This window comes from Sanguibacter keddieii DSM 10542, assembly GCF_000024925.1.
Taxonomy (GTDB): domain Bacteria; phylum Actinomycetota; class Actinomycetes; order Actinomycetales; family Cellulomonadaceae; genus Sanguibacter; species Sanguibacter keddieii.
Genome location: NC_013521.1, coordinates 1,527,817 through 1,551,806, shown reverse-complemented (window position 1 = coordinate 1,551,806; position 23,990 = coordinate 1,527,817). Strand labels below are relative to the sequence as shown.

General features: G+C 72.6%; 24 protein-coding genes. 15 read left to right on the top strand and 9 right to left on the bottom strand.

Annotated features, from left to right (window positions below; genetic code table 11):
• The first annotated feature begins 42 nt into the window (after positions 1–42).
• Both SKED_RS06760 and SKED_RS06755 read left to right on the top strand, forming a co-directional pair.
• On the top strand, positions 43–537 hold the full coding sequence (locus SKED_RS06760) for a GNAT family N-acetyltransferase (protein ID WP_012866387.1): 495 nt from the start codon (positions 43–45) through the stop codon (positions 535–537).
• Positions 538–614: 77 nt separating this feature from the next.
• Positions 615–1,316 (top strand): AMIN-like domain-containing (lipo)protein, encoded by a 702-nt coding sequence (locus SKED_RS06755; protein ID WP_012866386.1) that lies wholly within the window; start codon positions 615–617, stop codon positions 1,314–1,316.
• Positions 1,317–1,354: 38 nt separating this feature from the next.
• Here the strand turns inward: SKED_RS06755 and SKED_RS06750 are convergent, their stop codons facing one another.
• Positions 1,355–1,888, bottom strand: a complete 534-nt coding sequence (locus SKED_RS06750; RefSeq protein ID WP_012866385.1) for a hypothetical protein — start codon at positions 1,886–1,888, stop codon at positions 1,355–1,357.
• A 48-nt stretch (positions 1,889–1,936) separates the two neighbouring features.
• Between SKED_RS06750 and SKED_RS06745 the strand changes: the two genes are divergently transcribed.
• The 3 genes from SKED_RS06745 to SKED_RS06735 all read left to right on the top strand — a co-directional run bounded on the left by SKED_RS06745 (position 1,937) and on the right by SKED_RS06735 (position 5,012).
• Entirely contained in the window at positions 1,937–2,782 is an 846-nt protein-coding gene (locus tag SKED_RS06745; RefSeq protein WP_012866384.1) for an alpha/beta hydrolase, read from the top strand.
• A 211-nt stretch (positions 2,783–2,993) separates the two neighbouring features.
• Entirely contained in the window at positions 2,994–4,451 is a 1,458-nt protein-coding gene (locus SKED_RS06740) for an MFS transporter (RefSeq protein ID WP_245534614.1), read from the top strand.
• A gap of 36 nt (positions 4,452–4,487) precedes the next feature.
• Positions 4,488–5,012 carry a TetR/AcrR family transcriptional regulator gene (locus SKED_RS06735; RefSeq protein WP_245534613.1) on the top strand — a complete coding sequence of 175 codons (525 nt, stop codon included), beginning with the start codon at positions 4,488–4,490 and terminating at the stop codon, positions 5,010–5,012.
• 49 nt (positions 5,013–5,061) lie between these two features.
• Here SKED_RS06735 and SKED_RS06730 read toward each other — a convergent pair whose 3' ends face one another.
• Together SKED_RS06730 and SKED_RS06725 are read right to left on the bottom strand one after the other, a co-directional pair.
• Entirely contained in the window at positions 5,062–5,595 is a 534-nt protein-coding gene (locus SKED_RS06730) for a hypothetical protein (RefSeq protein ID WP_012866381.1), read from the bottom strand.
• Between the two features lie 156 nt (positions 5,596–5,751).
• Complete coding sequence (locus SKED_RS06725; RefSeq protein ID WP_012866380.1) at positions 5,752–7,140, bottom strand: glycine--tRNA ligase; 1,389 nt, start codon at positions 7,138–7,140, stop codon at positions 5,752–5,754.
• 194 nt (positions 7,141–7,334) lie between these two features.
• Between SKED_RS06725 and SKED_RS06720 the strand changes: the two genes are divergently transcribed.
• The 7 genes from SKED_RS06720 to SKED_RS06690 are packed head-to-tail and all read left to right on the top strand — an operon-like array spanning position 7,335 to position 13,238.
• Complete coding sequence (locus tag SKED_RS06720) at positions 7,335–8,576, top strand: aminotransferase class I/II-fold pyridoxal phosphate-dependent enzyme (protein ID WP_012866379.1); 1,242 nt, start codon at positions 7,335–7,337, stop codon at positions 8,574–8,576.
• Complete coding sequence (locus tag SKED_RS06715; RefSeq protein WP_012866378.1) at positions 8,573–9,574, top strand: hypothetical protein; 1,002 nt, start codon at positions 8,573–8,575, stop codon at positions 9,572–9,574. The genes SKED_RS06720 and SKED_RS06715 overlap by 4 nt, the downstream gene beginning before the upstream one ends.
• Before the next feature lie 2 nt (positions 9,575–9,576).
• Complete coding sequence (locus tag SKED_RS06710) at positions 9,577–10,539, top strand: metal ABC transporter substrate-binding protein (protein WP_012866377.1); 963 nt, start codon at positions 9,577–9,579, stop codon at positions 10,537–10,539.
• Positions 10,536–11,366 carry a metal ABC transporter ATP-binding protein gene (locus SKED_RS06705; protein ID WP_012866376.1) on the top strand — a complete coding sequence of 277 codons (831 nt, stop codon included), beginning with the start codon at positions 10,536–10,538 and terminating at the stop codon, positions 11,364–11,366. The genes SKED_RS06710 and SKED_RS06705 overlap by 4 nt, the downstream gene beginning before the upstream one ends.
• Positions 11,363–12,295, top strand: a complete 933-nt coding sequence (locus SKED_RS06700; RefSeq protein WP_012866375.1) for a metal ABC transporter permease — start codon at positions 11,363–11,365, stop codon at positions 12,293–12,295. Before SKED_RS06705 ends, SKED_RS06700 begins: the two co-directional genes overlap by 4 nt.
• Complete coding sequence (locus tag SKED_RS06695; RefSeq protein ID WP_012866374.1) at positions 12,283–12,693, top strand: Fur family transcriptional regulator; 411 nt, start codon at positions 12,283–12,285, stop codon at positions 12,691–12,693. The genes SKED_RS06700 and SKED_RS06695 overlap by 13 nt, the downstream gene beginning before the upstream one ends.
• A gap of 20 nt (positions 12,694–12,713) precedes the next feature.
• The gene (locus SKED_RS06690; RefSeq protein WP_012866373.1) at positions 12,714–13,238 is read left to right on the top strand and encodes an SNARE-associated domain-containing protein; all 525 of its coding nucleotides are present in this window, start codon (positions 12,714–12,716) and stop codon (positions 13,236–13,238) included.
• Between the two features lie 19 nt (positions 13,239–13,257).
• Here SKED_RS06690 and SKED_RS06685 read toward each other — a convergent pair whose 3' ends face one another.
• The 4 genes from SKED_RS06685 to SKED_RS06670 all read right to left on the bottom strand — a co-directional run bounded on the left by SKED_RS06685 (position 13,258) and on the right by SKED_RS06670 (position 17,148).
• Positions 13,258–14,436: an ABC transporter permease gene (locus tag SKED_RS06685; RefSeq protein WP_012866372.1), complete on the bottom strand. Its 1,179-nt coding sequence runs from the start codon at positions 14,434–14,436 to the stop codon at positions 13,258–13,260.
• On the bottom strand, positions 14,433–15,149 hold the full coding sequence (locus SKED_RS06680; RefSeq protein WP_012866371.1) for an ABC transporter ATP-binding protein: 717 nt from the start codon (positions 15,147–15,149) through the stop codon (positions 14,433–14,435). Before SKED_RS06680 ends, SKED_RS06685 begins: the two co-directional genes overlap by 4 nt.
• A complete protein-coding gene (locus SKED_RS06675; protein ID WP_143755681.1) occupies positions 15,146–16,393 on the bottom strand; it encodes an efflux RND transporter periplasmic adaptor subunit in 1,248 nt (415 codons plus the stop codon). Before SKED_RS06675 ends, SKED_RS06680 begins: the two co-directional genes overlap by 4 nt.
• 77 nt (positions 16,394–16,470) lie before the next feature.
• Positions 16,471–17,148: a hypothetical protein gene (locus SKED_RS06670; RefSeq protein WP_012866369.1), complete on the bottom strand. Its 678-nt coding sequence runs from the start codon at positions 17,146–17,148 to the stop codon at positions 16,471–16,473.
• A gap of 146 nt (positions 17,149–17,294) precedes the next feature.
• Between SKED_RS06670 and SKED_RS06665 the strand changes: the two genes are divergently transcribed.
• The 3 genes from SKED_RS06665 to helR all read left to right on the top strand — a co-directional run bounded on the left by SKED_RS06665 (position 17,295) and on the right by helR (position 22,215).
• Positions 17,295–18,002 carry a response regulator transcription factor gene (locus SKED_RS06665; RefSeq protein WP_012866368.1) on the top strand — a complete coding sequence of 236 codons (708 nt, stop codon included), beginning with the start codon at positions 17,295–17,297 and terminating at the stop codon, positions 18,000–18,002.
• Positions 17,992–19,833, top strand: coding sequence for a sensor histidine kinase (locus SKED_RS06660; protein WP_012866367.1), 1,842 nt, complete (start codon positions 17,992–17,994; stop codon positions 19,831–19,833). The genes SKED_RS06665 and SKED_RS06660 overlap by 11 nt, the downstream gene beginning before the upstream one ends.
• Positions 19,834–19,920: 87 nt before the next feature.
• Positions 19,921–22,215, top strand: coding sequence for an RNA polymerase recycling motor ATPase HelR (gene helR / locus SKED_RS06655; RefSeq protein WP_012866366.1), 2,295 nt, complete (start codon positions 19,921–19,923; stop codon positions 22,213–22,215).
• Positions 22,216–22,252: 37 nt separating this feature from the next.
• On the opposite strand, the gene SKED_RS06650 is transcribed toward helR, so the two are convergent.
• Both SKED_RS06650 and recO read right to left on the bottom strand, forming a co-directional pair.
• Positions 22,253–23,092, bottom strand: a complete 840-nt coding sequence (locus SKED_RS06650; RefSeq protein WP_012866365.1) for an isoprenyl transferase — start codon at positions 23,090–23,092, stop codon at positions 22,253–22,255.
• Positions 23,070–23,903, bottom strand: a complete 834-nt coding sequence (recO, locus tag SKED_RS06645; RefSeq protein ID WP_081448062.1) for a DNA repair protein RecO — start codon at positions 23,901–23,903, stop codon at positions 23,070–23,072. The genes SKED_RS06650 and recO overlap by 23 nt, the downstream gene beginning before the upstream one ends.
• Positions 23,904–23,990: the final 87 nt, after the last annotated feature.

Here is a 23,990-nt window from a genome sequence, read left to right as displayed (position 1 = left end):
GGCACGGGCCAGCAGGGGCGCTCGCCCTGTCATGATGACCGGATGGACTTCACCATCCGCGAGCCGACGGCTCAGGACGCACCCCACCTCGCCGAGCTCCACGTCAGCACCTGGCGCGAGGCGTACACCCACCTCTTGCCGCACGACTACTTCTCGACGGAGTACGTCGAGGGTCGTCACCGGATGTGGGAGCACGTCCTGTCCCACCCCCGCGACGACGTCACCGTGCGGGTCGCCGAGGCTGACGGGACGCTCGTCGGCTTCGCCTGGGCTGGACCGGGTATCGGCGACGGAGACGAAGCGCTCCCGCGACAGCGTCAGCTCTACGCGATCTACCTCGCGGAGTCGCACCACGGGAGTGGCGCAGCCCAGGCACTGCTCGACCAGGCGATCGGGGCCGGTCCGGCGATGCTCTGGGTGGCGAAGCAGAACCCTCGGGCTACCGCGTTCTACGCACGCAACGGCTTCGTCTTCGACGGCACCGAGCAGGTCGACCCGCAGGCCCCGTCGATCACCGACGCCCGCATGGTCCGGTAAGCCGCTGGTGCGCTGAGGGTGCGGAGCCGGGCGCGTGTGGATAGGTTCGAGCACTCCGCTCTGAAAGGTCACCTCACATGCGCAGGACCGTTCTGCCCGCCGTCGTCGCTGCAGCTCTCGCCCTCGGGGCGTGCAGCTCCTCCGGGACCGACCCTGAGCCGACGGCGACGCAGCCGACCGATACGGCACCGACCACCACGGCACCGCAGCCGACGGAGACGACGCCCGCCGCGACGGAAGAGCCCGAACCGTTGCCGACCGCCGAGGAGCCGGAGGACGCACCGGCGGACGAGGCAGAGGAGCCCGCAGGTGCCGAGTTCAGCACGGAGGCGCAGGAGAGTCCTGAGCACCCCGTGTCGCCCGGCGACGAGGGCCCCCTGTTCTCCACCGGCGCCCGGGTGGCACACCACGACGGTTTCGACCGGGTGGTGATCGACTTCGAGGGCACCGGCACTCCCGGCTGGCGCGCGGAGTACGTCGAGGAGGTCGTCTCTGACGAGGTGGTCGGTGAGGTCGACCTCGCCGGAGACGCCATCGTCCGGGTCAGCGTGAGCGGGGTGAGCCTCCCCCTGACCGAGGGCGAGCTCGACCTGAGCCAGATGGCAGAAGGCCACTACGACGCCAGCCAGGCCGAGGTAGTCCAGGACGTGTTCGCCACAGGCATCTTCGAGGGCTGGAGCAGCACCTTCGTCGGGCTGGACGCCCAGGCCCCGTTCCGCGTGTTCACGCTCACCGAGCCCACACGCCTCGTGGTGGACGTCAGCACAGACGAGAGCTGAACCGGCCGCTGACCCCAGACCGCGGCTCCCCGTGGGGGCTAACGGTCGTCGTCCGGCCGGGCGGCGCCCACCGTACCGAGCAGGGCGTCGGTGAGGAGGTCTCCTGTGCTGGTCCCGGTGGCGACGCACCGGAGCAGTGCGTCGAGACCGGCGGCGACGACCGTCACCTCCTCGTACTCCGGCTCTCCTCCACGGACGACCCTGCCGTCCGGTGCGACGGCCAGGTACTCGTACCCGTCGCGCACCGACAGCAGGATCGGGATGTGGGAGGACCAGAAGGCGTCGACGGCGGAGCGCTCAGCCTCGCCGGGAGCAGCCGCCAGGCTCTCGTGCCGGAACGCGTCCCACGGGAACGCCTCGTCGCTGACCCCACCGGCATAGCTGTCCGCCGAGAGGAACCACACCTGGTCGTCGGGGCTGGCGAGCAGGGAGAACGACCTCACCCAGGAGACCAGCTGGTCGGAGGCTCCGACCAGCGGGTCCGGCACCGGGGCGGAGGCAGCCCGGGTCGGTCCTTCGCGCACCCACCCCGCGGTCGACAGGGCGGTGGTCGCGTCGAGGTGAAGACCCATGGCGACATCGTAGCCAGCCCGTCGCCGAGGGCTCGATAGTGTCGACCGATGGCCACCACGATCCCGTTCGCCTCGCTCCCGGTCTCCCAGGTCGACGTCACCTACGAGTACGGCCCCGACTCTCGGCCCAGAGACGGGGTCGAACCAGGGTCTGTCGAGCGGCTCTCGATCGACGACAGCGACACGTTCCCCGGGACGTCGCGCACGGTCTGGGTGCACCGGCCAGCCGGCCACTCGCCGCACCAGGACAGCGCGGTGATGTTCTTCAACGACGGCTGGTGGTACCTGGACCCCGAGGGAGACGTGCGGGGAGGGACGGTCCTCGACAACCTCGCAGCCACAGGAGACCTCCCGCAGACGATCGGCGTGTTCGTCGACCCCGGGGTCCTCGACGTCGACGGAGTCCCCACCAAGCACCGCAACGCCGAGTACGACGCCTTCGACGACCGCTACGCGACGTTCCTCCTCGACGAGGTCCTGCCCCTGGTCGAGGCCCGCTACGCGGTCGCGGACGACCCGATGATGCGCGGGATCTGCGGCGGCAGCAGCGGCGGTGACGCCGCGCTGACTGCGGCGTGGACGCGGCCGGACGGCATCGGACGGGTGATCGCGTTCAACGCCAGCTTCGCCCAGATGCCCGGCGGCAACCCGTACCCCGCGCTCGTCGCCAGCGAGCCGCGCAAGCCGCTGCGTGTGCTCCTCCACGCCGCGCACAGGGACCTGAACTGGGACGCGGCGGACCACAACTGGTTCGCAGAGAACCTCGAGACCGCAGCAGCGCTCGCCCGCGCCGGCTACGACCTCAGGCTGGTGACAGGCGACGGTGGCCACAGCCCGAACCACGGCGGCGTCCTCCTCCCCGACGCGCTGCGGTGGCTCTGGGCGGAGCACTGACGCAGGTCTATGCCGGACCCGTCGACCGGGTGTCGCGTCTGGGGATCCCCTCGCAGACCTCGAGCGGTCGCGGTGGCGATCGGGTCTGAGGGTGAGCCACGTTCCCGTAACTATACATTCTAGATGGTACAGTTACGTCGTGAACTCGACCCGTACCCCCGCCGTGGTATCGCCCACGAGCCCTCGGCAGCGATGGCTGCTCCTCGTGACCGTGAGCGCAGGACTGCTGCTCATCACCCTCGACAACTCGATCCTCTACACCGCGCTGCCCACCCTCACCGAGGAGATCGGCGCGTCGCCGTCGCAGGGCCTGTGGATCATCAACGCCTACCCCCTCGTCATGGCAGGCCTGCTGCTCGGAGCAGGGACCCTCGGCGACCGTGTCGGGCACCAGCGCATGTTCCTCGTCGGGCTGGTCATCTTCGCGGCGGCCTCCCTGGTCGCGGCATTCGCACCCGCCCCCGAGGTCCTCATCGCCGCACGCGCCGTGCTGGCGGTCGGTGCGGCGTCGATGATGCCGGCCACGCTCGCGCTGATCCGCATCGCGTTCACGATCGAGCGCGAGCGCAACGTCGCCATCGCCGTATGGGGATCCGTCGCGCTGATCGGCAGCGCCCTGGGACCGATCGTCGGAGGAGCCCTCCTCGAGCACTTCTGGTGGGGCTCGGTGTTCCTCGTCAACGTCCCCGTCGCGGTCATCGCGTTGCTCGTCGTGCTCAAGGTCGCCCCGCACAACGACCCCGACCCCTCGAAGACGTGGGACCTGCTGTCTTCCGTCCAGGTGATGGTCGCGATGGTCGGGCTCGTCTTCGCCCTCAAGGAGGTCACCAAGCCCGGTCCGTCGTGGCCCGTGGTCGCGGCAGCCCTCGTGGCCGCAGCACTCGGAGCGATCACCTTCACCCGTCGCCAGTCACGCCTGGACCACCCCCTGCTCGACTTCTCGATCTTCCGGAACCGCGCCTTCGCCGCCGGTGTCCTCGCGGCAGCGTTTGCGATGTTCGCCGTGGGCGGCATCCAGCTCGTCACCAGCCAGCGCTACCAGCTGGTCGAAGGCCTCAGCCCGCTCGAGGCCGGCGCGCTGGTCGCGGCCGTGGCGGTCGGCGCCCTGCCCACCGGGCTGCTCGGCGGTGCGTTCTTGCACGTGGTCGGGCTCAGGACCCTCATCGGCGGCGGGCTGACCGTCAGCACCGTCGGGGTGGTCGTGACCGTCACCAGCTTCCAGTCGGGCCTGGGCTGGATGATCGCCGGTCTCGCGCTGACCGGCATGGGGCTCGGCGCGGCGATGTCCGTCGCCTCGACCGCGATCGTCGGCAACGTGCCGCCGCGCCGCGCCGGCATGGCCTCGTCGCTCGAAGAGGTCTCCTACGAGTTCGGCAGCCTCACCGCGGTCGCGATCCTCGGTTCGCTGCTCACCGCGATCTACACCAGCACCATCACCCTGCCGCCCGGAGCGCTGGCCGAGGCCGGAGACTCCCTCTCCGGGGCGCTGTCCACGAGCGCCTCGGACCCTGGCATCCTAGAGGCGGCCTTCACGGCGTTCGACCACGGGTACTCCGTCGTCATGGTCGTCGTGGCGGCAGTCCTGGCGACCGGGGCGGCCCTGACCACCGCGCTGCTCTGGCGCTACGGTCCGGGGAGCGCCTCCTCGTCCTACGACTCCGACCACTGACCTGCGAGGACACCTGTGCGAACCAGCAAGCGAACGATGATCCTCGACGCGGCGACCCGCGTCATCCAGCGAGCAGGTGTCACAGCAGTGACCTTCGACTCCGTGGCGGCCGAGGCCGGCCTCACGCGCGGAGGGATCATGTACCACTTCCCCTCACGGGAGGAGCTGCTCACCGCGCTGCACGAGCACGAGGCCGACGCCTGGGACGCACTGATGGCCCGCACCGCGGGGAAGTCCGCGGACGAGGCCACCGTCGACGAACGCCTCAGCGCCTACGTCCGTGTCTGCACGGAGTCCGCGACCCGCGCAGAGCTCCAGCTCCTCCTCGAGGCCGTGAGCACACCGGAGCACATGTCTCCGTGGACGTCCGTGATGAACCGCTGGGCACCGCCCGTCGACCCCGCCGCGGTCACCCAGGAGGACCCGGAGGCCGTCTGGCGGCTCGTGGCACGGCTCGCCGCCGACGGCCTCTGGATGCACGAGGCCCTGTCCGACCAGCCCCTGTCACCAGAGGTCCGCGCGACCATCGCCGAGCTCCTCGCCCGTCGAACCCCGCTCTAGGGTGGGGCGAGCGCCTCGACCCTGACGGACCGCTCGGGCATCCCGGCAGTCACCGCCGCCGTGAGCCGCCCGGCAGGGTCGTCGCGAGTGCGGCGCCGCCGCACACGGCGGACAGCACACCGAGGGCCGCGAGCGGTCCGGCGCCGCCGGTCCCGACGAGGAGCAGGATCCCGGTGACCGCCGCGACCGCCCCCAGCCCGGCACGCCACAGCAGCGCGCGTCGAGGGTCGCGCCGCCGGTCCAGCGGTGGCCACGGCACCCGACGGCCGTAGCGGACCCGGCCCGGGTGGTCGACCGGGCCAGGTCCGTCGACCAGGTCTCCGGCAGCACCGACCCATGCCCCCGTGCCGACCTCCGGGCAGTGGTCGTGCACCGTCCGCGACACGACCTCGAAGTCGGCCGGGGACCTTCGGTACATGACGGTGACCCGGACGTCGGTCTCGACGCGACCGTCGTGATGGAGCGCGTCGTAGCGGCACACCCGGACCGGGCGGCCCCGACGACCCGGCCACCGTGACCGCTGCACCGTGGCGACGGCCCGTACGGCGAGAGGTCGGTCGTCGGGACGGTCGTCGGTGCGCACCGGACGATGGTCACACGGCGGCTCGCGGACGGCACGGCCAGCAGCGAGCACACCCTGGCGCGACGACGCCCGCGCCTAGACCCGTGAGGGTCGGGACGCGGGCGTCGGACGTGCAGGCCGGGACGGCGACGCGTGGTGCGCGCCGCCCCGGGGGCGTCAGGCTCCGAGGAGACGGGCGCCGAGGTACGCGGTGACCTGGTCGAGGGCGACGCGCTCCTGCGACATGTCGTCGCGGTGGCGGATCGTCACGGCCTGGTCGTCGAGGGTGTCGAAGTCGACGGTGATGCAGAACGGCGTGCCGATCTCGTCCTGGCGGCGGTAGCGGCGGCCGATCGCACCGGCGTCGTCGAAGTCGACGTTCCAGTGCTTGCGGAGCTCGGTCGCGAGGTCGCGCGCCTTGGGCGAGAGCTGCTCGTTGCGGGACAGCGGCAGGACCGCGGCCTTGACCGGCGACAGGCGCGGGTCGAGCTTGAGCACGGTGCGGGTGTCGACGCCGCCCTTCGCGTTCGGGGCCTCGTCCTCGGTGTACGCCTCGGCGAGGAACGCCATGAGCGAGCGCGTCAGACCGGCCGCGGGCTCGATGACGTACGGGACCCAGCGCTCGTTCTTGCCCTGGTCGAAGTAGCTGAGGTCCTTGCCGGAGTGCTCCGAGTGCGTCTTGAGGTCGAAGTCCGTGCGGTTCGCGATGCCCTCGAGCTCGCCCCACTCGGAGCCGGTGAACCCGAAGCGGTACTCGATGTCGACGGTGCGGGTCGAGTAGTGCGACAGCTTCTCCTGCGGGTGCTCGAACAGGCGCAGGTTGTCACGGCTGATGCCGAGGTCCACGTACCAGGCGGTGCGCAGGTCGATCCAGTACTGGTGCCACTCGGCGTCCGTGCCGGGCTCGACGAAGAACTCCATCTCCATCTGCTCGAACTCACGCGTGCGGAAGATGAAGTTCCCCGGCGTGATCTCGTTGCGGAAGGACTTGCCGATCTGGCCGATGCCGAACGGCGGCTTCTTGCGGCTGGCGCCGACGACGTTGGCGAAGTTCACGAAGATGCCCTGCGCGGTCTCGGGGCGCAGGTAGTGCAGCCCGGACTCGTCCTCGACGGGGCCGAGGTACGTCTTGAGCATCATGTTGAAGTCGCGGGGCTCGGTCCACTGGCCGCGGGTCCCGCAGTTGGGGCAGGCGATGTCGGCGAGGCCGTTCTCGGGGACGCGGCCCTTCTTCTCCTCGAACTCCTCGAGCATCTGGTCCTCGCGGAACCGCTTGTGGCACGAGAGGCACTCGGTCAGCGGGTCGGTGAAGACGCCGACGTGGCCGGAGGCCTCCCAGATCTTGCGCGGCAGGATGACCGCGGAGTCGAGGCCCACGACGTCGTCGCGGCTCGTGACCATGGTGCGCCACCACTGGCGCTTGATGTTCTCCTTGAGCTCGACACCGAGGGGCCCGTAGTCCCACGCCGAGCGCGAACCTCCGTAGATCTCGCCGGACTGGAAGACGAAGCCACGGCGCTTCGCGAGGGAGATGGCGGCGTCGAGACGAGAGGGCGCTTGGGCCACAGTGATCACTCCAAGAACATCGGGGCCCGCACGTGGCTCGTGGGGCTCAGGGGGTCGACGCACGTCGCGCGTCGAGGTCCCAGGCTACTAGGGGCCGGCACGCGTGCCGCGCCGGACGCGCACCCACGACCGTGACGCACGTCGCTAGCCTGGCCCGAGAGGACCACCCGCCCGAGACCTGCGACTGGAGCACCATGACCACACCACGACCGGCTGGCGCCTGGCACCGCACCGCACGGGCCGCAGGTCTGCTCGGGTCCGACGGCACGGTCGCGCCGACGATCTTCGCCGAGATGTCCGCGCTCGCCGCGACCACCGGCGCCATCAACCTCGGTCAGGGGTTCCCGGAGGAGGACGGCCCGGAGTTCGTCCGCGAGGCGGCCGTCGCGGCGATCCGGGAGGGCCACAACCAGTACCCGCCCGGGCCGGGCACGCCCGAGCTGCTGCGCGCCGTCGCCCAGCACCAGGAGCGCTGCTACGGGCTCTCGGTCGACCCCGCCTCCGAGGTGCTCGTCACCGCCGGCGCGACCGAGGCGATCACCGCGACGCTGCTCGCGCTCTGCGAGCCGGGCGACGAGGTGGTCACCCTCGAGCCCTTCTACGACTCGCACGCCGCCGCGATCGCACTCGCCGGGGCCGTGCACCGGACGGTGCCGCTGCGACGGACCGCGGGCAGCGCGCGCTTCGCGCTCGACGTCGACGCCCTGCGGACCACCGTCGGTCCGCAGACGCGCATCATCCTGGTCAACACCCCGCACAACCCGACCGGGACCGTGCTCACCCGGGCCGAGCTCGGGGAGATCGCGGCGGTGGCACAGCAGCACGACGTGATCGTCGTGACCGACGAGGTGTACGAGCACCTGACCTTCGACGACGTCGAGCACGTCCCGGTCGCCACGCTGTCCGGCATGGCCGACCGGACGGTGACCATCTCGTCGGCCGGCAAGACCTTCTCCCTCACCGGCTGGAAGATCGGCTGGCTGCACGCCCGCGCCGACCTCGTCACCGCGATCCGGACCGTCAAGCAGTACCTCACCTACGTCAACGGGGCCCCGTTCCAGCCCGCCGTGGCCCTGGCCCTCACCGACCCGCGAGGCGACGAGGCCGTCAGAGCCCTCCGCGACTCGCTGGCCCACCGCCGTGACCTGCTGTGCGAAGGGCTCGTCGCCGCGGGCTTCGACGTCGTCGTGCCGCAGGGCACGTACTTCGTGGTGGCCGACGGCGCGCCCCTCGGCTACGAGGACGGCGCCGAGCTCGCCCGACGCCTCCCGGACCTGGCCGGGGTGGTCGGCGTCCCGGTCAGCGCGTTCTGCCAGGCCGGATCGGAGACCGCGGCGCTGCTCCGGTCGAGCATCCGCTTCACCTTCGTCAAGACCGAGGCGAGCATCGAGCACGCCACGCAGCAGCTGGCGGCGGCAGGGCGGCCGACGAGATGACCGCGAGCGCCACGCCGCACGCCCTCCGCCCGCTGAGCGCCGACGACCTGCTGGCCGGTCCGCGCGGGCGACGGCTGTGCGCCGAGGTCGCAGACGACATGTCACCCGAGGACATCTCGCTCGCACTCACCGAGTCCGTCGACGCGGCGCGGTACTGGCAGTCACAGGACGAGCTGGACCAGGAGCTCGCCCTCCCGGGGAGTCGTGACCGGCTCCGCCCCGTGGCCGAGGTGCTGGCGTCGGCGAGCGCGACCGGGTGGTGGACCGCCCCTCTCGACCTGGACGACCTGCACGAGGTCGAGATGCTCGACGAGACCGCACCCGCCGGCCGGAGTGCGTTGGTCGGTGCACGAGAGCGCCTGGAGCGCTGGCGTACGGACCGGGACCTCGAGGAGGAGCAGCACGTGGGCTCGGACCGCGGGCTCGAGCATGCGGCGGGCGGTGAGTGGTGGACCCAGCCTCTCGGGGCGGACCTGGTCCGCACGACACCGACGGTGCCGTCGCTCGCCCCGGCGGGACTCTTCTACCCAGAGGACAGCTACGGCTGGTCCGATGCTCTGTCATGGCCGTTGTGGGCCACGCGCGCACCGCGGGTCTTCGAGATCGACGGCCCCGGTGACCTCGCGGCGCTCGTCTCGAGGTTCCCTCGTGACGTCACGCGGTCGCGGCGACGGACGTGGTGGGAGACGACAGGCGTCGACGGCGCTTGGGCGGCCCCCGACTGGTCGGCCGTCGCGGAGGACTACGACGCCGTGCACCTCACCGTGAGGGGCTACCTGACGACGGCGGGGACTGCCGTCCCGGTGGAGGGCACCCCCGTCGCCGGTGCCTGCACCGTGCTCGCCGGCTGGGCGCCTGGCGAGACGGTGTGGCTCACCGACGTGCTCGAGCCCGCCGGTGCGGCGCGCCGGTGGCGCCGCCGGGACGACGAGGTCCTGTGGGACCTGGTGACCGACGAGACACCGCAGACGTTTGACACCCCTCCTCCGCACAATTGAGAATGATGCTCATGAACATCCCCCGGTCCCGTGTCCCAGCAGCCCTCGCGGTCAGCGCCCTCGGCGCCGCCCTCGCCCTCACGGGCTGCAGCAGCGCGGACACCCCGGACGACGGCCGCCTCCAGGTCCTCGCCTCGTTCTACCCCCTGCAGTTCATCACCCAGGAGATCGGCGGCGACCTCGTCGACGTCACCTCCCTCACCCCCTCGGGTGCCGAGCCGCACGACCTCGAGCTCTCCCCCGCAGCCGCGCGCAGCGTCGGCGACGCCGACCTCGTCGTCTACCTCTCCGACTTCCAGCCGGCCGTCGACGACGCGATCGCCCAGCGCGAGCCCGCCCACGTGGTCGACGCGGCCACGTCGGCCCACCTCGAGGCGCACGAGCTCCAGGGCGAGTCCGAGGACGAGCACGGCGAGGAGCACTCGACCGACGACGGCCACGACCACGGGGCGCTCGACCCCCACTTCTGGCTCGACCCCGAGCGCCTGGCAGACGTCAGCGAGGACGTCGTCGCCGAGCTCTCCGCGATCGACCCGGACAACGCCGACACCTACGCCCAGCGCGGCGACGACCTCGTGGCCTCGCTCACCGAGCTCGACACGACCTTCGCCGACGGCCTCGCCCAGTGCGACTCGCAGCTCCTGGTCACCTCGCACGAGGCCTTCGGGTACCTCGCCGAGCGGTATGGGCTCGAGCAGGTCGGCATCTCCGGGATCGACCCCGAGGGCGAGCCCTCGCCGGCCCGCATCAAGGAGGTCTCCGCGATCATCAAGGACCGCGGCGTGACTACCATCTACTTCGAGACGCTCGTCAGCCCCAAGGTCACCGAGACCCTGGCCGCCGACCTCGGCATCACGAGCGCCGTCCTCGACCCGCTCGAGAGCCTCACCGACCCCGACGGGGACTACCGTTCAGTCATGCTGAGCAACCTCGAGGCACTCCAGTCCGGTCTGGGCTGCGCATGAGCCAGACCCTCACGTCGGCACCCTCGCCCGGCGCCTCAGACCAACCGGGCAGCACGGCAGCGCCGGCCATCGAGGCGCACGGCGTGCACGTGTCCATCGACGGCAGCCACATCCTGCGCGGCATCGACCTGACGGTCCGCTCGGGCGAGGTCGTCGCCCTCCTCGGCGCCAACGGGTCCGGCAAGTCGACGCTCGTCCGGTCCCTCGTCGGGATCCTGCCGACCACCCACGGCACGGTCGCGATCCACGGCACGCCGCTCGGGCGCTCCGTGCCCTGGCAGCGCATCGGCTACGTGCCGCAGCGCGTCAGCGCCTCGACCGGGGTGCCGTCGACCGCGCTCGAGGTCGTCGCGTCCGGCCTGCTCTACGGCCGCCGCATCCGCCTGCCGCGGTCCGCGCGCGCCGACGCCCTCGAGGCGCTCGGACGCGTCGGGCTGGCCGACCGCGCCGACCGCGCCGTCGGCGAGCTCTCGGGCGGCCAGCAGCAGCGCGTCCTCATCGCCCGCGCCCTCGCCCGCAAGCCCGACCTGCTCGTCCTCGACGAGCCCGTCGCCGGGGTGGACCACCCGAGCCAGGAGGCCTTCGCCGCAACCTTGACAGCACTCGTCGAGCAGGGCACCACCATCCTCGTGGTGCTCCACGAGCTCGGCAGCTTCGCGCCCCTCATCACCCGTACCGTGGTCCTGCAGCACGGCACCAAGGTGCACGACGGCGCGCCCCTCGCCCCAGCCGGCGACCACGGCGCCCCGGGCCACGACCACGTGCACCCGCACCACGACGAAGAGCCCGGCTCGCCGCTCATCCAGGACACAGGATTCCCCTCATGACCTTCTTCTCCGAGATCAGCGGCATGCTGTCCGACCCCTTCATGCAGCGGTCCCTCGCGGCCGCCGTGATCGTCGGGCTCACCGCCCCCGTCATGGGCACCTACCTCGTCCAGCGCAAGCTCTCCCTGCTCGGCGACGGCATCGGGCACATCGCGCTCACCGGAGTCGCGGTCGGGTGGCTCGTCGGGTCGACCATGGGCCTGGTCCAGAACGACGCCCTCGCCATCCCCGGCGCCGTGGTCGCCGCCGTCCTGGGCTCCGTGGCGATCGAGCTGGTGCGCGAGCGTGGCCGGACGAGCGGCGACGTCGCGCTCGCCCTGATGTTCTACGGCGGCATCGCCGGCGGTGTGCTCATCATCGGGTTCGCCGGCGGCACCAACGCCAACCTCATGTCGTACCTCTTCGGGTCCATCTCGACGGTCACCATGACCGACCTCTACCTCACGGTCGGGCTCGGCGCGGTCATCCTGCTGGTCGGGGTGGGGCTGAGCTCGGCGCTGTTCAGCGTGTCCCACGACGAGGACTTCGCGCGGGCCTCCGGCCTGCCGGTCCGCGGCCTCAACATCGCGATCGCCGTCATCGCGGCGCTCACCGTGACCGTCTCCATGCGCGTGGTGGGGCTGCTGCTCGTCAGCGCGCTGATGATCATCCCCGTCGCCGTCGCCCAGCTCGTCACCACGTCGTTCCGACGCACCATGGTCGTGGCCGTCGCGATCGGCGTCGCCGTGTGCGTCGTCGGCCTCTCGATCACCTACTGGCAGCCGCAGTCACCGGGCGCGACCATCGTCGTCCTCGCGATCGCTCTCTACGCCGTGGTCGCCGCGCTGCGCCCGCTCGTGGTGCGACGGCGGACGGTCGCCCGCGACCCGCACCCCGATATGATGGACGACGTCACACTCGACCAGGGAGCCCCCAGATGCAGCGCATGACCCGGCAGCGCACCGCGATCGCGGAGCTGCTCGAGTCCGTCGAAGACTTCCGCAGCGCGCAGCAGCTCCACGAGATCCTGCGTGCCCGCGGCGACAGCACAGGCCTCGCGACCGTGTACCGGACCCTCCAGGGGCTCGCCGACGCCAAGCAGGTCGACGTGCTGCGCACCGCGGACGGCGAGAGCCTCTACCGCCGGTGCGAGCGGTCCGAGCACCACCACCACCTCGTCTGCCGCAGCTGCGGGGCCACCGTCGAGATCGACGGCCCCACGGTCGAGGCCTGGGCGACGCTCGTGGGCTCCACCCACGGCTTCACCGAGATCGAGCACACCATCGAGCTGTTCGGCACCTGCGCGGACTGCGCCGCCGCACGCGCCGACGCCGCGCCCCCCTCCTGAGGCGTCGGCGAGGAGGACGAGTGCCCGAGCAGCTCGAGAGCGCGCCTTTCGTCGCCATCTTCGCGTTCTTCTTCGCCGTCGCCTTCGTACGGACCCAGGCGACGTACTGGGTAGCCCGCGTGGTCGCGACCCAGACGCTCGAGCGCACCACGCCGAGGAACCGGCTCCTCGCCCAGGCCCAGGCCTGGTCGACGACCCCCGCCGCACAGCGTGGTGTCGCGACCGTCAACCGCTGGGGTGTCCTGGCCGTCCCGCTGAGCTTCTGCGCCGTGGGCACCAAGACTGTGGTCAACGGTGCGGCGGGCCTGACCCGGATGCCCTTCCTCACACGGTACCTGCCAGCCCTCGTGGTGGGCTGCCTCATCCACGCGACCATCTACGCGACCATCGGCTGGGCCGCGTGGACCGCGGCGATCTCCGCGGCGACCGGGTCCCCGTGGGGTGCCGTGGCTCTCGTCGTCCTCCTCCTGCTCACCGTGCTCGGGGTGCTGCACGTGGCCCGCGCACGCCGGAGGTCGACGGCGGCCCGGACCGCAGGCTCGTGACCCGAGACCTCGCCCGGCCCTACTCGGCCGAGAGCGCGAGGGTGGGTGGGAGCCGCGCGGCCCGGACCGAGGGGGCTATCCCCGCGAGGGCTCCCGTGACCAGCGCGGCGGCGACCCCGGCGCAGACGACGTCCAGCGGGACCACGACCGGCCACCCGCGCGACGTCGCCCAGAGCACCGTCGCGAACGCCCCGCCAGCGCTGCCGAGCGCACCGCCGGCCAGGCACAGGCAGAGCGCCTCGGTCATGAACTGCGTACGGATCGCCGAGCGCTGAGCACCGAGCGCCCGACGCAGCCCGATCTCGCGGCGGCGCTCCAGCACGGAGGCGAAGAGCGTGTTCGCGATCCCGACGCCGCCGACCAGCAGGGCGACAGCCGCAAGCCCGACGAACATGCCTTCGAAGGTCGCGCCGGTCGCCTGCCTCGCCGCGACGACGTCTGACGGACGGCTGACGAGCACCCGCCCCGGCGACTCGGCAGAGAGCGTCGAGGCCAGGACGGGACGGAGCTCACCGATGACCTCGTCAGGCGCCGTGACGTAGGCGACGGTCGGGCGGACGTCCGGGTCGAGCCAGGTCTCGGCGTCCGCCCAGTCCATGAGGACGGCCGACTGGAGGTCGACCGCCAGCGGGCTCGGCGCGAGGACGCCGACCACGGTGAACGCGACCCCGCCGACGTCGATCGTCACCGGGTCCGACGGCAGACGGTCGAGGCCCAGGCGCTCGGCTGCGTCAGACCCGAGCACGACGGTCGGCTCGACGTCCCCGGTGAGCGTGCGCCCGTCGGCGACCCTCAGCCGCAGCATCTCGTCGAGAGTCCCGCTCACGGCGAGCGCCGTGATGGCTCCGTCACCCTGCGGGCGCAGCGCGCTGCTGCGGACCGAGGCGTGCGTGTTGGCGACCACCGCCGCCCCGGTGACCGGTCCGACCCGCTCGAGCATGGCCTGGCTCTCGCGCGGCAGCGTGCGGACCTCTCCCCCGGTCTGGACGGGGTCGACCCGCAGGAGGTCTGCCCCGAGCGCCGACAGACGACGGTCGAGGTCCGCCTGCGACGAGGCCGGGATGCTCGTGACGAGGACGACCGTGGCGATGCCGATCGAGATGCCCAGGGCAGCCAGCACGGACCTCAGGCGCCGCGCGCGGAGCCCGACGGTCCCGACCACAAGGGTGTCGACCAGCGACAGTCCCGTGCGGCTCATCGTCCACCTCCGGTGGCGTGCTGGACGCGTGCACCGGCGTCGGCAGGCGCACCGTCGTCGACGACCACGCCGTCGTGCAGCTCGACCCGCCGCGCCGACCGTGCGGCGACCGTGAGGTCGTGGGTGATCACGGCGATCGTGGTGCCCTCCGCGCTGAGTCGCTCGAGCACGGCCATGACGAGGTCGCCGTTACGGCTGTCGAGGGCACCGGTGGGCTCGTCGGCGAGGACGATCGCGGGCTCCTTGACGATGGCCCGCGCGATCGCGACCCGTTGCCGCTCACCGCCCGAGAGCTGGGGCGGACGGTGCCCGACCCGGTGAGCGAGCCCGACACGCTCGAGCGCCTCGGTCGCGAGCGCTCGGCGCTGACGTCGTGGCACGCCCGCGTAGAGCAGTCCCGTCATGACGTTGCCGGTGGCGGTCTGGCCGTCGTCGAGGTGGAAGCTCTGGAACACGAAGCCGATCGACCGCGCCCGCAGCTCGGTGGTCTCCCGGTCTGTCAGCCCGCTGGTGTCCTGGCCGTCGACGCGGACGGTGCCGGAGGTCGGTGTGTCGAGCGTGCCCATGACGTTCATCAGGGTGGACTTGCCCGAGCCGGACCGCCCGACGATCGTGAAGAGCTCGCCGCGCTCTACCCGGAGCGACACCGAGTCGAGCGCCACCACGTCGGGGCCGAAGGTCTTGGTCACGTCCTCGAGCTCGAGGATGCTCACGAGGCGGTCACCACCCTGAGTCCCTCGTGCACGGCATCACCCGAGACCTCGACCCGCGCGTCGGTGAACATGCCGGTCTCGACCGGCACGAGGGTGCCGTCCTCGAGCTGGAGCGCGTGACCGCCCTCGCGCAGCGCGAGCAGCGCGGCCGGCGGCACGGCGAGCACCTGGTCGCGGCGCGCGGTGACGATGCGCACCGTGACCGGCCCCCCGTCCACCCCGGACAACGCCTCCTGGTCGGCGACCTCGACGACCACGGTGGCCGAGGCGTCGCCGGCCTCACCGCTCGTGCCCACCTCCGCGACGGTCCCGGGGACCTCGGCGCCGCCGGGCAGCACGACGGTCACCTCGCCGCCCTGCTGGACGGCGGCCTCGGGGACCTGGTCTGCCGAGAGCCGGACGACCTTCCGGGTGCTCGTGACGCGCAGCACCGCAGCCCCCTCGGCGGGGTCGCCGAGCTGCGAGAGGACCGCCGAGACCCGCACGTCCTCGGGGAGCACGACGGCCTCGCCGGTCTGGATCGAGGTGACGCTCGTGATCGGCGCGGGTGGGGTCTCGGCGGCCGGTGCCGGAGGGGCGCTGCCGTCCGCCGGTGCCGGCGGCTCGTCTGGTACCCCGTCGGGTGACGCCTGAGGCGCCTGCGGGTCGTCGTCAGGCGAGACCGGGACCTCGGCCCCTTCACCGTCAGGTGCGTCGGCCGGTGCCTCGGCCGAGGCACCGGCACCCGCTGCCGCACGTCCCGCGCCCTGACCGCTCTGCGGGTCCGGCGTCCCCGGACCGTCCGGCGGGACGAGCTCGACGGGCCGGAGGCCGTTCGCCGTGCGCCACCGGCTGACGGCTGCCGCGAACCGCGGTCCGGTGACGTCGCCGGGCGGGAAGGCGGCGAGGTGCCCGAGTGCCACGAGGTTCTGCGCGACCACGTCCACGTCGGGCCCGCGCAGCCCGGAGCCGTCCAGGGTCCGGTAGAGCGGGGTCTCCCCCAGGAACAGCACGACCGGCTGGTCGTCCGTCCGGAGCACGGTGTCCCCGCGGGTCAGCACGGTGCCCACGTCGGGCAGCCAGGTGATGGTGCCCGCCCGGGAGGCCGTGATCTCGCGGGAGCCGGAGAACTCCACCATCCCCTGGGCCTCCTGGGTGACGACGAGGTCCTCACGAGCGACCTCGACCGTCTCCCGTACCGGTCGACCGACCGCGGACGGGCTCGCTCCCCCGTCAGGGGTCCCGCTCGGCCAGGCGGTCGTCACCAGGACACCTACCCCGACGAGCGAGGCCGCGACGACACCGGCGACCACCGTCGTGCGCCGGCCAGCACGTGGCCCTCTCACTGCCACGAACCAGCGTCGACGACGCTCGTCTCGCACTGGTCGTGGAGCTCCATGCCGAGGCTGATCGACCGCGAGTCGTTCGACGGACCACCGAGCGCGACACCGATCCTCCCGTCGTCCTGGACGACCTCGACGTAGGTGACCCCGCGGTCGTGCAGGCAGTCGACGACCGCCTGCACGAAGTTCAGCGCGTCCGGGTTCTGAGGGTCGTACTCCCACGGCGCGAGCGGGAGGAGCGAGGCGCAGTGCTCGGTCGCCTCCCTGTCGGCCGCAGCCTGCTCGGGCGAGGCCGGACCGGTACCTCCCTCGGTGCCCCCGGCGTCGGACCCCGCGCCCGCGGGGATGCCCGAGTGGTCCATGGTGCAGCGGTCGTACCCGGCCTGCGCCTCGATCTCCTCCTCCTCGGTCATGTCGAGCCGCAGCCGCACCGGCTCGCCGTAGGTGGCGAACAGGTCGTCGCCAGCAGCGTCGGCGGCGTCGGCGGGCGGCCCGCCCTGCGTCGGGTCGGCAGGCCCGGGCGCGGCGGGCGCCTCGGTGGTCGGGATGCTCGCGATCTCGCCCGAGCCGGTCTCGGGCGGGGCGCTCTGGGCGCCCGAGCAGGCGCTGAGGGCGACGACGAGGGCGAGCAGCGGGGCGGCTGCCCTCGCCTGGGCGGTGCGGTGGTGGAGGTGCATGGTCGCTCCAGGGTTCAGGGGTGCTGGGAGGTGCGCGACGAGACGCTAGCCAGCGATTGTGAGGAACCTGTCCGGTGCCCTTGAGGTCCTCGTGAGCCACCCACCCACGCGCTCTCCCCGCGTCCTCGCGCCCCTAGGATGGCGGCGTGACGACGATCCTGATCGCAGAGGACGACGAGCTCCAGGCCGAGCTCGCGCGACGGTACCTGACCCGTGAGGGCTACCAGGCGACGGTCGTCGGCGACGGTCGCTCCGCCCTCGAGGCAGTCCGCGGCTCGGCGGTCGACCTGCTGGTCCTCGACGTCATGCTGCCGGAGATGGACGGCTTCGCGGTGTGCCGTGCACTGCGCGCCGCGGGCGACGAGACACCCATCCTCATGCTCACCGCCCGCTCCGAGGAGGACGACCTGCTCGTGGGGCTCGAGCTCGGCGCCGACGACTACCTCTCGAAGCCCTACTCCCCCCGCGAGATGGTGGCCAGGGCCCGGGCCCTGCTCCGGCGCAGCCGCACCGTCGACGACGGACCCGTCACGGTCGGCCCGCTCGTGGTGGACCCCCGGCGGCACGAGGCGTCCGTCGGCGGCACCCCGATCGACCTCACCCGTGCCGAGATGCAGCTCTTGACCCTCCTGGCGGAGCACGCCGGGCTGGTGCTCAGCCGACCGCAGCTCCTGCGGCACCTGCACGGCTCCGACGAGTACACGACCGAGCGCACCATCGACACCCACATGAAGAACCTGCGGTCCAAGGTCGACGCGGTGTTCGACGGTCCCGAGCTCCTGCGCACCGTCTACGGGGTGGGCTACAAGCTCGTCGCCCCGACCGCGACAGAGCCCGGGACCGATGCGACGTAGCCTCGTCGCGCGGCTGCTCCTGTCCGTCGTCGCGGTCGCACTCGTCGCGGTCCTCGGGACCGTCTGGCTCACCCGCACCACCCAGCCCAGCTACAGCATCGAGCAGGCAGGCACCAACCTCGAGGCGGACGTCGCGATCGTCGACGAGCTGCTCGACTGGGGCGGGTCGCACGCGACCTGGGACGACGTCGGTCCCGTCGTCCACAGGCTCGCGCGCGAGCACGGGCGCCGCATCGCGGTCGTCGAGCAAGGACGCACCGTGGTCGACACCCGCCCAGGGTTCCCCTACCCCGACCACGCCCGCACGGAGGTCGACCCGTGGCAGGAGCTCGTCGACCAGGTCCTGGCACCCGACGACTCCCCAGGGACCGGGAGCGAGGACCTCGCCCCTCTGCCCGACCATCTCAGCGGTGCGCTCACGCTCGACGACGAGCAGCGCGCAGAGAGCCTGCGCAGGGTGTCGGCGGTCGTCGGGTGCCTGGGGCTGACCCTGGAGACCTCGATCGCGTTCTGGCCCACCGGCCGAGCCGTGCTCGACGTCGCGTCACAGCCGGACGGCTGCGGCGCACCAGCGCTGGCGCAGCCGATCGGCCCTGAGCAGCGTGCCCTCGACCAGATCACCGAGCTGACCAACCCCTGCCTGATCACCGCGGGGCTGCCGCCGGTGGACCGTGTGGTGCTCCGCCCCGTCCGAGCCGACCCGGCCGGCATCGTGCTGGGCCTCCAGACCGGCGGCGAGCCGGTCCGCCGGCCCGCTCCCGGAGAGGAGCTGAGGTGCGTCGCGGCCGCCTTCACGACGGCCTCGGCCGGGTCGGTCGCACCCTCCGTCGAGGTGTACCTCACGGACGAGCGCGGGGACCAGCGCAACGCCCTCGACCTCAGCCCCGGGTCTCAGGCGCGCATCGCCCTCGTCTCAGCGGTGGTCGTGACGCTCGTGCTCGCCACCGCGGGCCTCGTGGGGGTGCCGGCGGTCCGCCGGGTCCGCTCCGTGACGCGCGCGGCACGCGAGCTCGCGGCCGGTGACCTCTCCGTGGTCGTGCCGGTGCGCGGCGGCGACGAGGTGTCGGACCTCGCCCGGGCCTTCAACACCATGGCGGCCGAGCTCGCCCGGACCCGCGAGCAGCAGCAGCAGATGGTCGCCGACGTCTCGCACGAGCTCCGCACCCCGCTGACCACGCTGCGCGGCTGGCTCGAGGGTGCCCAGGAGGGCGTGGTCCCGACCGACGCGCACCTCGTCGACCTGCTCCACGGCGAGACCATGCACCTGCAGCAGATCACCGCCGACCTGCAGACGCTGAGCCGTGCGGACTCCGGTCACCTCCAGGTGCACCGGGAGCCGACGGACGTGGCCGCGCTGCTCCACGAGGCACGCCGTGCCTCAGGCGAGAGAGCCGCCACCCGCTCCCTCGACGTCCGGGTCGACGCACCCGGGCCCCTGGTCGCCGAGGTGGACCCCGGGCGCGTGCGACAGGTCGTCGAGAACCTCGTCGCCAACGCGGTCCAGCACTCTGAAGGGTCTCGTATCGACCTGCGGGCGGCGCTGGACGGCACGACCGTCGTGCTCGAGGTCGCCGACGACGGCATCGGGATGACGGCCGACGACCTCTCGCGACTGTTCGACCGCTTCTGGCGCGCAGACCGCTCTCGGACCAAGGGGTCCGGAGGCTCGGGGCTGGGCCTGGCCATCAGCCGCACGCTCGTCGAGCTCCACGGCGGGACGCTGACCGCTGCCAGCGAGCCGGGTGTGGGGACGGTCTTCACCGCCACGTTCCCCGGCAGCACGACCGGGGAAGAGCCGGACGCACCGCGTCCTTCCACTCTCAACTTATAGCGGAGCAGGGGGCTTGCCGCAAGGCCCCCTCTGCGGTGGAGGATCGTCGCCCGAGACCCTCGACACCTCGGGCAGAGGAGCGGCACCGTGCAGCACACCACCAGCGTCTTCGACCTGCCAGAGCACCTGGCGGCGAAGGCCGACCCCGCGCTCGTCGAGCGCGACGAGCAGCTGTTCACCGAGCTGAGCGGCTCGCTCGAGCAGACCGTCACCGACCTCACCGCACGCCTCGCCACCGTGCGACGCTCCCCCGCGGGACACGGCCAGACCGCCGTGGAGCGTGACGCGGAGATCCACCGCCTCGTCGCCCGGCTGCGTGGTCTGCGCCGGCACGGGCCGGACCTCTGCCTCGGACGGACCGTCGCCGACGACGCGACCGCCGAGCACGTCTACGTCGGGCGGCAGGGCCTCACCGACGCAGCGGGCGAGCCGCTGCTCGTCGACTGGCGCTCCCCCGCCGCCGAGGCCTTCTTCGCCGCGACCCCGGCGCACCCGATGGGCCTGGCCAGCCGCCGCCGGTACCGCTGGCACCTCGGCCGGGTGCGCGACTACTGGGACGAGCCGCTCACCCCTGCCGCGCTCGCCAGCAACCGAGAGGACCACGGGGACGACGACGGTGGCAGGGAGGGCGACGGTGGTGTCGGCGACGCGCTCCCCGACGCACGGTCGGCCTTCGTCGCGAGCCTCGGCGGCAGCCGCACCGACCGCATGCGCGACGTCCTGGGCACCATCCAGGGCGACCAGGACGCGATCATCCGCGCCGGGTCGCGCGGGACGCTCGTGGTCGACGGCGGTCCCGGGACCGGGAAGACGGTGGTCGCGCTGCACCGCTGCGCCTACCTGCTCTACACCGACCCGCTCCTGGGCCACCGCCGCGGCGGGGTCCTGTTCGTGGGCCCGCACCAGCCCTACCTCGACTACGTCGCCGACGTCCTGCCCGACCTCGGCGAGGACGGCGTGCAGACCTGCACGCTCGCCGACCTCGTCCCCGAGGGGGCTGCGGCCGTCCCCGAGCGCGACCCCGCGGTCGCGCGGCTCAAGGGGAACCTGGCGATGGTCGAGGCCGTCGAGGCCGCGGTGCGCTTCTACGAGCAGCCTCCCGCCGACGGGCTCCTCGTCGAGACGCCCTGGGCCGACCTCTGGCTCAGCCCGGCCGACTGGGCCCGGGCCTTAGGGTCACCCGACCCCGGCACCCCCCACAACGAGGCGCGCGACGGTATCCGGGACGAGATCGTCTCGATCCTCGTGGACCGGCTCGCCGAGCAGGGCGACGACAGGTACGAGGACGGTGCGGAGGTGGAGGACGGTGCAGGGCTCGCGGACGACGGGGCGTACGGCGGCGACGAGGGCGGCGACGTCTCGCCGGACGTCCTCCGCGCGGCGGTGCGCCGCGACGCCGGTCTGACCGCCGCGGTCGACCGTGCGTGGCCCCTCCTCGACGCCGCGGAGCTCGTCGCCGACCTGTGGGCGGTCCCCGCGTACCTGCGGCACTGCGCGCCGTGGACGAGCCCGGAGGACCGCGCCGCGCTCCGACGTCCGGCCGAGAGCGCCTGGACCGACGCCGACCTGCCGCTCCTCGACGCGGCCCGTCACCGCCTCGGCGACCCTGATGCCTCCCGCCGACGCGCACGCCACGAGGCGACCGTCTCGTCCGAGCTCGAGTACCGCTCGCAGGTGATCGACGACCTCGTCGCCGCCGACGACGACCGCGAGAGCGAGGTGGTGATGCTCCGCAGCAGCGACCTCGCCGAGGCCCTGGCCGGTGCCTTCGACCCCGACGACGTCGCGCACGACCACCTCGTCGGTCCCTTCGCGCACGTGGTGGTCGACGAGGCGCAGGAGCTCACCGATGCCGCGTGGCAGATGGTGCTGCGCCGCTGCCCCTCGCGCAGCCTCACCGTCGTCGGAGACCGTGCCCAGGCTCGCGGCGGGTTCACGGAGACCTGGCAGGAACGGCTCGACAGGGTGGGTCTCACCGGTGTCACGGTCTCGCCGCTCACCTACAACTACCGCACCCCCGCGGCGATCATGGCGGAGGCGGAGGTCGTCGTCCGGGCGGCGATCCCGGACGCGAACGTGCCGGTCTCGGTCCGCACCACGTCGGGGCACGAGGTCCGGCACGGGTCTGTCGACGAGCTCGAGACCGTGCTCGAGGAGTGGCTGGCCGAGCACCCGGACGGCACGGCCTGCGTCGTCGGAGACCCAGGGTTCGTCGGGACCTCGCGCGTGCGGTCCCTCGCACCCGAGCTCACCAAGGGGCTCGAGTTCGACCTCGTCGTGCTCGTCGACCCGGAGGCCCTCGGGTCCGGGGTCGAGGGAGCGGTCGACCGGTACGTCGCGATGACGCGGGCCACCGAGCGGCTCGTGGTGCTCACGCACTGAGGGCGCCGCGCAGCCGTGCTCGCTCGGACGGGCGCACTCAGCCCGGCTGGTCACCGGCGGCCGGCGCGGTCGACGGCACGTCGACCGCGCCGCCGTAGCGGCGGTCGCGACGCGCGTACTCCTCGACGGCCCGCCACAGCGTGCGGCGGTCGACGTCGGGCCAGAGCTGGTTCATGAAGACCAGCTCGGCGTAGGCCGACTGCCAGATCATGAAGTTCGAGATGCGCTGCTCCCCCGAGGACCGCAGGAAGAGGTCGACGTCGGGCAGGTCCGGCTCGTCGAGGTACCGGGCGACGGTCTTCTCGGTGATCTTGGACGGGTCGAGCCTGCCTGCGGCGACCTCGCGGCCGATGGCCTGCGCGGCGTCGGCGATCTCGGCGCGACCGCCGTAGTTGACGCACATGGTGAGGGTGCACACCGTGTTCTCGCGGGTGAGCTCCTCGGCCACCTCGAGCTCGGAGATCACCGAGCGCCAGAGCCGGGGACGGCGCCCGGCCCAGCGGACCCGCACGCCCCAGGAGTTCAGGGTGTCCCGCTGGCGACGGAGCACGTCGCGGTTGAAGCCCATGAGGAAGCGCACCTCCTCCGGTGACCGCTTCCAGTTCTCGGTCGAGAACGCGTATGCGGAGACGTGCTGGACACCGATGTCGATCGCGCCCGCCACGACGTCGAGGAGCGCGGCCTCCCCCGCCTCGTGGCCCGCGGTCCGCGGCAGCCCGCGGGCGTTGGCCCACCGGCCGTTGCCGTCCATGACCACGGCGACGTGCTGCGGGACGAACTCGCGCGGGATCGCCGGCGCCGTCTCCCCCGAGGGGTGCGACGGCGGGAGGATCGGGGCGGCACGCCGCACGGGCTCAGGCTTGGGGGTGCGAGCCATGGAGAGCTCCTTCGGTCACGGTGGGCTGGTCGGCGTCGGCCGGTGCCGGCAGGTCGGCGGTGGCAGCCGGCTCCGCCGGCACGGTGCGGTCGACCATCCTCAGCGAGCGCAGCGCACGCTCGAGGTGGTACTGGGAGTAGGCGGCGACGATGCCGTTGGCCTCGCGGCGGCAGCGCTCGTCGGTGACGTCGGCCACCGCCCAGTCGCCGCTCAGCAGGGCTGCGAGCAGGTCGACCGTCTCGGGTGCGGGAGCCGTCGAGCCCGGGGGGCGACAGCGCGGGCAGACGGTGCCACCCTGCGCGACGGAGAAGGCCCGGTGCGGGCCGGGCTCGCCGCAGCGCGCGCAGTCCGCGAAGGTCGGCGCCCAGCCGGCGACCGCGAGGGCCCGCAGCAGGTAGGAGTCGAGCACCAGGCCGGGCGCGTGCGCGTGGTCGGCGAGGGCCCGCAGCGCCCCGGCGAGCAGCCAGAACTGCTGGACGCTCGGCTCGCGCTCGGCCTCGACGAGACGGTCCGCCGTCTCGAGCATCACCGCCCCTGCCGTGTAGAGCGTGTAGTCCGAGAAGATCGCACGCGCGTACGGCTGGACCATCTCGGCCTGGGTGACGATGTCGAGGTTGCGCCCGACGTGCAGCTGGACGTCGACGAACATGAAGGGCTCGAGGCGCGCGCCGAAGCGCGACGACGTACGCCGCACGCCCTTGGCGACGGCGCGCACCTTGCCGTGCTCGCGCGTGAGGAACGTGATGATCCGGTCCGCCTCGCCCAGCTTGTGGGTGCGCAGCACGAGCGCTTCGTCTCGGTAGAGGACCACGCTCACCATCATCTCTCATCGCACCGACAGCGGGGGCAGCCGGCGCGGGTCGTCACAGGACGTGCACCTCGGGGACCGACCAGCTGG